The following is a 7,112-nucleotide window of genomic DNA, read 5'->3' as shown; positions in this document are numbered from 1 at the left end:
CGTGCTGGCCCAGAGCTGGCTGGAGGCCGGCGACGCCCATGACACGCTGGCCCGCGGCGATGCCGCCGCCGCGCGCGCCGCGCTGGAAGAGGCGCTGCCCGGGCTCGACATCATCGTCCAGCCCGGCACGAGCCCACGCCGCAAGCGCCTGATCGTGGCCGACATGGATTCGACCATGATTCAATGCGAGTGCATCGACGAACTGGCCGATTATGCCGGCATCAAGGCCGAGGTGGCGGCCATCACCGAGGCGGCGATGCGCGGCGAGCTGGATTTTGCCGGCGCGCTCAAAGCCCGCGTGGCGCTGCTGAAAGGCCTGCCCACCGCCACGCTCGACCTGTGCCGGGAAGAGCGCGTGCGCCTGACTCCCGGCGCCCGCACGCTGGTGCAGACCATGGTGGCGAACGGCGCGCGCTCCCTGCTGGTCTCCGGCGGCTTCATGCCCTTTGCCGTGCCGGTGGCGCGCGAGATCGGCTTTGCCCGCGCCATCGCAAACCGGCTGGACGTGATGCTGGACGGCGATGTCGAGGTGCTGGCCGGCACGGTTGCCGAACCGATCGTGGATGCCAGCGTGAAGAAGGCGCTGCTGGAAGCCGACGGCACGCCACTGAACGCCGTGCTGGCGGTGGGGGACGGCGCCAACGACATCCCGATGATCCGGGCGGCGGCTGACCACGGCGGGCTGGGCATCGCCTATCACGCCAAGCCGAAGACCGCCGCCGCCGCCATGGCCCAGGTGCGCCATGGCGACCTGACCGTGCTGCTGCGTGCACAAGGCTATACCCGCGCCGACTGGGCGGCCTGAACGCAGGGCTGCCATGCGCGCCGCGGCATGGACGCGCCAGCCCGGGGCGATACACTCAGGGGCATGAACAGCATCAGCCTCACCCCCATCGCCCATGTCGAGGGCGGCCGCCGCGACGCGATCGATGATGACTGGGGCGCCAGCCGCGCCACCATCCGCCTCGATCCCGCCCGCTTCACGGCCGAGGCCCTGATGGGCCTCGACGCCTTCAGCCATGCCGAGATCATCTTCCTGTTCGATCAGGTGACTGACGAGCAGATCACCACCGGCGCCCGCCACCCGCGCGGCAATCCCGACTGGCCCAAGGTCGGCATCTTCGCGCAGCGCGGCAAGAACCGCCCCAACCGGCTGGGGGTGACCATTTGCCGGGTGGTGGCGGTCGACGGCCTAGCGCTGGAGGTCGAGGGGCTGGACGCCATCGACGGCACGCCGGTCATCGACATCAAGCCGGTGATGCAGGGTTTCCTGCCGCGCGGCGCTGTGCGCGAGCCCGATTGGGCGCGCGCCATCATGGCCGATTACTGGTGATCAGCTGGCGAAGAAGCGGCCCATCACCCAGCCGGTGATCAGCGTACCAAGCGCCGCGGTGCCGCCGGTGAGCACGGTGCCCCAGATCAGGTCCAGCACGGTCACCTTCAGGCTCCACACCTTGAGCGTGGCATAGTTGGTGAAATCATAGGTGGCATAGCACAGGAAGCCGAGCACGGCGCCCTGCAGCGCGGCGCGCGCCACACCCTCATCCAGGCCGCCATCGAGACTGGGCAGCACCGCGAAATACAGGATCCCGCCGATGTAGATGGCATAGAAGATCATCGCCGGGACCAGGCGGAAGCCGCTCTCCATCATCACCGGGCCGATCTCGGGCTTGTAGAGGCGCGGCGCCATGTTGATCAGCCAGACGCTGTCGATGGCGGCAAAGGCCACCAGGGTGGCCAGATAGGCGATGATGATCTTCGTCATGCCCTGGCCATAGCGAGACAATCCGGCATTTGACACGCCCCCGTGCCATCCGCGATGCTGTGTCGCGTTGGGGAGATACAGGACAATGGCCGCATGAACGGCAGGCAGAAGGGCGCCCTCTCGCGGCTGCTGGAGTGGCTGATCGTGCGCTTCTACCACGCCATGGGCTGGACCGCAGTGGCCGTGCAGCCGGTGCCGAAGAAGGCGATCATCATCGCCGCACCGCACACCTCCAACTGGGACTTCATCTATTACATCGGCCTCACCCGCGATCTCGGCATCGAGACCAGCTTCATGGCCAAGAAGGAATTGTTCCGCTGGCCGCTGGGCCGCTTCATGCGCAACATGGGCGGCGTCGAGGTGAACCGGCAGAAGGGCGGCAACTATGTTCAGGCGATGATCGACGAGTTCAACCGCCGTGACGAGTTCCTGCTCACCATCGCGCCGGAAGGCACGCGCAAATCGGTCGGCCAGTGGCGCACCGGCTTCTATCATATCGCGGTGGGGGCCAAGGTGCCGCTGATCGTCGGCATGATGGACTATGCGAAGAAGACCGGCGGGCTGGCGCTGGCCTTCATGCCCAGCGGCGATTATGCCGCCGACATGGCCCGGGTGGAGGAATTCTATCGCTCCACCACGCCCCGTCATCCGGACAAGGCAATGAAATCTATCATGGCTGCAACTGTCCAATCCTTCGACAAGGCGGCCTGACAGACACCATGCTCACCAATCTCGCGATCACGCTGGCCGCTGTTGTCGGGCTGATGGGGCTGTGCTGGCTGTACAGCACCCGCATCCGCGACGTGTCGTTCATCGATGCCATCTGGGCCTATGGCATGGTCTACGCCGTGGCCATTGCCGCCGTGCTGAACGGCGGGCCGGCCGGGGTCATGGGCTGGCTGCTTGCGGGCCTGGTGGTGCTGTGGGGCCTGAGGCTGGGCACCCACCTCATCCTGCGCTGGCGGCGGCTGGGCCGCGATCCGCGCTATGAACGCATCATCGGCCACGCCATCGAGAAACAGGGCATGAGCTTTGCCAAGGCGGCCTGGTGGCGCGCCTTCGGCATGCAGGGTCCGCTGCTGTGGGGTGTGTGCCTGCCGGCACAGGCCGGTGTGCTCGCCGATGCCGGGGGCGCGCTGCCGCTGTGGGGTTGGGCCGGGGCGGCGCTGGCGCTGTTCGGCATCGCCTTTGAAAGCATTGGTGACGCGCAGCTCGAAGCCTTCCGCAAGGACCCGTCAAAGCGCGGCCAGGTGCTCGACACCGGCCTGTGGCGCTACACCCGCCATCCCAATTATTTCGGCGACTTCTGCACCTGGTGGGGCATCTTTGTTGTCGGCATCGCAGCGGGCGCCCCGGTCTGGACCGTCGTGGGCCCGCTGTTCCTCAGCTTCACCCTCACCCGCTGGTCAGGCGCGCCGATGCTGGAGAAAAGCCTGAGGAAGCAGCGGCCGGGCTATGAGGATTATGTCCGGCGCACCTCGGGTTTCGTGCCCTGGCCGCCCCGGCGCGGCTGACTGCTTAAGTCGGCATTTGTGCCGCCGTTCCTCAATGGGCAACCATTGATAAGGGCGGACGATTGTGAAACTCCAGATATTGGCTCTGGTTATCCGGCTGACAGCCGGAGCGGCGCTGGCGATGGCAATGCCAACCTCAGCCGCGGTGGTGGTGTTCGGGCCAGACAGCTGTGGCGGGCCGGCTAGCTGTGCCGAAGGCGGCAGCATCAGCCAAGACTGGGGCGACAGCGCCGAAGTCGATGTTTCGCATCGCAGCGTGACGGCGCCCGGCAACAGCACTGAACTCGCCGGCCGGCAGCTGCGATTTTCCGGGGGCGGCCTGTATGGCGGGGATGTCGCCCTCGTACGGCGCGATCCAAACAATCCGGATCAACACGCTGAAATCCGCCTTGATCTGCTGTTGCCGGGCACCGTAACCTTGCACACCGTTGATTTGGGCAGTTATGCGGCGATGCCGGATTTTCTGAGTTATGCCGTGTTTGATTCTGATTGGAAGGAACTTCGCCGGGGAGGCTTTTCGCCCAACGGCCCTGCAGAGATCCAACTTGAGTTGGACATCATATCCAGCAAAGGTCTCATTCTGCAATTTGGTGTAGCCAGTGCAGGCTGGGGCGTTAGAAGCATCGAGTATAGCTTTGCTTCACCGGCGGCGATACCAGAGCCAACAAGCTGGGCCATGTTGGTCGCTGGGTTCGCGATGATTGGAGTCGTTCGACGGCGTCGCGCTATGCCTGCCCGAGCGGCGGTGTAGCCCACCATATAGTATTGGCGGAGCGTGGGAGCATGCAAGTCAACGCGCTTTGCGAGCGCACTCCCGCGCGAACAGCCACACCCTGACGGCGCTCGACAGGTTGGTGGTGCGCGCCTCGTCGATCTCGGCGACCAGTGCCGCCAGCGACTTGCCTTCGGCCGCCGCCGCCTCGTTCAGCGCCTGCCAGAACACCGGCTCCAGCGTCAGGCTGGTGGCGTGGCCCTGGATGGTGAGGCTGTATTTCTTTGGGCTCATGCCTGTTCAGCAAGAATGTCCGCGGCAAAGCCGCGGACCCGTCGGACGGGTTCGCCGCGCATGAGCGCGCGGCGCCCCGCTGGCCGATTTCGCGCGAGTCCGCGCGCGGCACGCGCGCTGGCCGCGCTTCAATACATATGTTGCCCGCCATTGATCGACATGGTCGATCCAGTGATGAAACCGGCGTCCTCGCTGACCAGGAAGGCGACGGCGCGGGCGATCTCGCTGGCCTGGCCCAGCCGGCCGACCGGGATGCGGGCGACGATCTTGGCCAGCACGTCGGGCGGCACCGCGGCCACCATGTCGGTATCGATATAGCCGGGCGCGATGGCGTTGGCGGTGATGCCGAACTTGGCGCCCTCCTGGGCCAGCGCCTTGGTGAAGCCGTGGATGCCCGATTTGGCAGCGGCATAGTTGACCTGGCCATATTGGCCGGCCTGGCCGTTGATGCTGCCGATCTGCACATAGCGGCCAAAGCCGCGCTCCTTCATGCCCGCAAAGGTCGCCTTGGCCATGTTGAAGCAACCGCCGAGGTTGACGCGGATCACCTCGTCCCACGCCTCCCAGCTCATCTTCATCAGAGTGCCGTCACGGGTGATGCCGGCATTGTTCACCACGATGTCGATCGGGCCAAGATCGGCCGCCACCTGCGCGCAGCCATCAAGGCAGGCCTGGTGATCGGCCACGTTCCACTTGTAGCTCCTGATGCCGGTGCGGTCGGTGAAGGCCTTCGCCTTGTCGTCGCTGCCGCCATAATTGGCTGCCACCGTGATGCCCATGTCGTTCAGCGCCAGGCTGATCGCCTCACCAATGCCGCGCGTGCCGCCCGTGACCACTGCCACCCGTGCCATCTGCCACCCTTTCCTCGTCCCAGGACCGTCTGCCCGTCACCGGCAGATCGGATTTCATCTTGGGCCGGATGAGAGCCCCGCGCAACCGGGCTTTACAGCCAGCCGGCCAGTTCGCGACGCACCAGCGCCTCCAGCATCGCCATGCCGGTGTCACTGGCATTGAGGCAGGGGATATAGGCGAAATCGGTGCCACCGGCCTCCAGGAACTCGTCACGCCCCTCCATCGCCACTTCTTCGAGCGTTTCGAGGCAATCGGCGGCAAAGCCGGGGCAGACCACGGCGATCTTCTTCACGCCCTCCTTGGGGAGGTTCAACAGCGTGTCGTCGGTATAGGGCTTCAGCCATTCGGCCCTGCCAAATCGCGACTGGAAGGTGGCCTTCACGGGCAGGCCAAGCGCCTCGCCCAGCAGCCGCCCGGTCTTCAGGCACTGGCAGTGATAGGGATCCCCGGCCTCGAGCGTGCGCAGCGGCATGCCGTGGAAGCTGGTGACGATCAGGTCGGGCACGAAATTCAGCTTGGCCAGACCGTCGCGGATCGAGGCCGCCAGCGCCGCGATGTGATCGGGATTGTCGAAATAGGGCGGCAGCGTGCGCAGCGCCGGCTGCCAGCGCATCGCCATCAGCACGCGCGCCGCCTCGTCCACCACGGTGGCGTTGGTGGCGGCGGAATATTGCGGATAGAGCGGGGCCAGCAGGATGCGGTCGCAGCCGGCCTTCATCAGGGCCTCCAGCCGCTCGCCGATGGAGCGCGTGCCATAGCGCATCGCCCAGTCGACCATCGCGGCATCGCCCAGCCGCTGCTGCAGCGCGCCGGCCTGCGCCTCGGTATAGACGGTGATCGGCGATCCGCCCTCCATCCACACCTTGGCATAGTTGGCGGCCGTGGTGCGTGGCCGCACGTTGAGGATGAGCAGGTTGAGGATCGGCTGCCAGAGGAGTTGCGGGATCTCGATGACGCGCGGATCGGACAGGAATTCGCGCAGAAAGCGCCGCACCGCGCCCACGTCAGGGGCATCGGGCGAGCCCAGGTTGACCAGCAACACGCCGATGCGCCCGGCCTTCACCGGCGCATGATCCGCCGGCAGCGCCAGCGGCGGCAGGGTGAGCGGCGTCGTCATGCGAAGAAGGGCAGGTTGCGCCAGCGCTTGCCGGTGGCCGCGAACAGCGCATTGGCAACCGCGGGCGCGATCGGCGGCGTGCCCGGCTCGCCCACGCCGCCGGGGTCGGCGTCAGACGGGATGATCTGCACTTCGATGTCGGGGCAGTCGGCCATGGTGACCAGTGGATAGGCGTGGAAATTGTCCTGCTCTACCCTGCCGTCCTTGAATGTGATGCGGCCGAACAGCGCGGCGGACAGGCCGAAGACGATGCCGCCTTCCACCTGGGCGGCCACCGTGTCGGGGTTGATCACCCGGCCGCAATCGATGGCCGCCCACACCCGGCGCACGCGCGGGCGCTGTTTGGGCAGCACCTCCACCTCGGCGATCTGGGCGACGATGCTGCCAAAGCTTTCCACCAGGGCCAGGCCGCGCGCCACCACCGGCGCGCCGGGCTCGCCATCATTGCCGGGATCGCGGCCCAGCGGCCCGCCCATCTCCAGCACCTGCGCGAGCACCGCGGCATGGCGCGGCCGGTCCTTCAGCATGGCCAGCCGGAACTGGCCGGGATCGGCGCCGGCACTGGCCGCCAGCTCGTCGACAAAGCTTTCGACAATGAAGCCGGTGAAGCTGTGGCCAACGCTGCGCCAGAAGCCCAGGGGCGCCGTGCAGTCGGCAAGCGCGTGCGCCACGCGGATGTTGGGAATTGCATAGGGCAGATCAACCGCACCCTCGATGGCGCCGGCGCCTTCGGACGGGCGGCCCAGCAGGCCCGACACGTTACGCGCGGCAAAGCCGGCGCCGACATCGGGCACCGCAATCGCCGCGTTCCAGCCGATGATGCCATCGGGACGGGCGCGGCCGTGCAGCCGGGCGGCC

At 66.8% G+C, this 7,112-nt stretch carries 10 protein-coding genes; 5 read left to right on the top strand and 5 right to left on the bottom strand.

Annotated elements, in window-relative coordinates:
* On the top strand, nucleotides 1–805 hold an 805-nt coding region (gene serB, locus GJV64_RS09545; RefSeq protein ID WP_164157013.1), incomplete at its 5' end, for a phosphoserine phosphatase SerB.
* A 27-nt stretch (nucleotides 806–832) separates the two neighbouring features.
* Nucleotides 833–1,333, top strand: coding sequence for an SAM-dependent methyltransferase (locus GJV64_RS09540; RefSeq protein WP_235927681.1), 501 nt, complete (start codon nucleotides 833–835; stop codon nucleotides 1,331–1,333).
* Here GJV64_RS09540 and GJV64_RS09535 read toward each other — a convergent pair whose 3' ends face one another.
* Nucleotides 1,334–1,765: a DUF2177 family protein gene (locus GJV64_RS09535; RefSeq protein ID WP_164157012.1), complete on the bottom strand. Its 432-nt coding sequence runs from the start codon at nucleotides 1,763–1,765 to the stop codon at nucleotides 1,334–1,336.
* 93 nt (nucleotides 1,766–1,858) lie between these two features.
* Between GJV64_RS09535 and GJV64_RS09530 the strand changes: the two genes are divergently transcribed.
* From GJV64_RS09530 to GJV64_RS09520, 3 genes are all read left to right on the top strand, one after another.
* Nucleotides 1,859–2,476: a lysophospholipid acyltransferase family protein gene (locus GJV64_RS09530; RefSeq protein ID WP_164157011.1), complete on the top strand. Its 618-nt coding sequence runs from the start codon at nucleotides 1,859–1,861 to the stop codon at nucleotides 2,474–2,476.
* Between the two features lie 8 nt (nucleotides 2,477–2,484).
* Entirely contained in the window at nucleotides 2,485–3,279 is a 795-nt protein-coding gene (locus GJV64_RS09525; protein ID WP_164157010.1) for a DUF1295 domain-containing protein, read from the top strand.
* 64 nt (nucleotides 3,280–3,343) lie between these two features.
* Complete coding sequence (locus GJV64_RS09520; protein ID WP_164157009.1) at nucleotides 3,344–4,030, top strand: PEPxxWA-CTERM sorting domain-containing protein; 687 nt, start codon at nucleotides 3,344–3,346, stop codon at nucleotides 4,028–4,030.
* A gap of 39 nt (nucleotides 4,031–4,069) precedes the next feature.
* On the opposite strand, the gene GJV64_RS09515 is transcribed toward GJV64_RS09520, so the two are convergent.
* The 4 genes from GJV64_RS09515 to GJV64_RS09500 form a co-directional block, all read right to left on the bottom strand.
* Nucleotides 4,070–4,285: a ribbon-helix-helix domain-containing protein gene (locus GJV64_RS09515; protein ID WP_164157008.1), complete on the bottom strand. Its 216-nt coding sequence runs from the start codon at nucleotides 4,283–4,285 to the stop codon at nucleotides 4,070–4,072.
* Nucleotides 4,286–4,413: 128 nt separating this feature from the next.
* Nucleotides 4,414–5,136 (bottom strand): acetoacetyl-CoA reductase, encoded by a 723-nt coding sequence (gene phbB / locus GJV64_RS09510; protein WP_164157007.1) that lies wholly within the window; start codon nucleotides 5,134–5,136, stop codon nucleotides 4,414–4,416.
* Between the two features lie 92 nt (nucleotides 5,137–5,228).
* Nucleotides 5,229–6,254, bottom strand: a complete 1,026-nt coding sequence (gene hemH, locus GJV64_RS09505) for a ferrochelatase (RefSeq protein WP_164157006.1) — start codon at nucleotides 6,252–6,254, stop codon at nucleotides 5,229–5,231.
* Nucleotides 6,251–7,112, bottom strand: an 862-nt coding sequence (locus GJV64_RS09500; protein WP_164157005.1) for a molybdopterin cofactor-binding domain-containing protein, incomplete at its 5' end; no start/stop codon positions are given. The genes hemH and GJV64_RS09500, both read right to left, overlap by 4 nt.

Origin of the sequence: Sandarakinorhabdus rubra (assembly GCF_010994245.1) — a bacterium.
Classification (GTDB): Bacteria; Pseudomonadota; Alphaproteobacteria; order Sphingomonadales; family Sphingomonadaceae; genus Sandarakinorhabdus; species Sandarakinorhabdus rubra.
The sequence above is the reverse complement of the archived record's forward strand: the minus strand, read 5'-3'. Positions and strand labels throughout refer to the sequence as shown.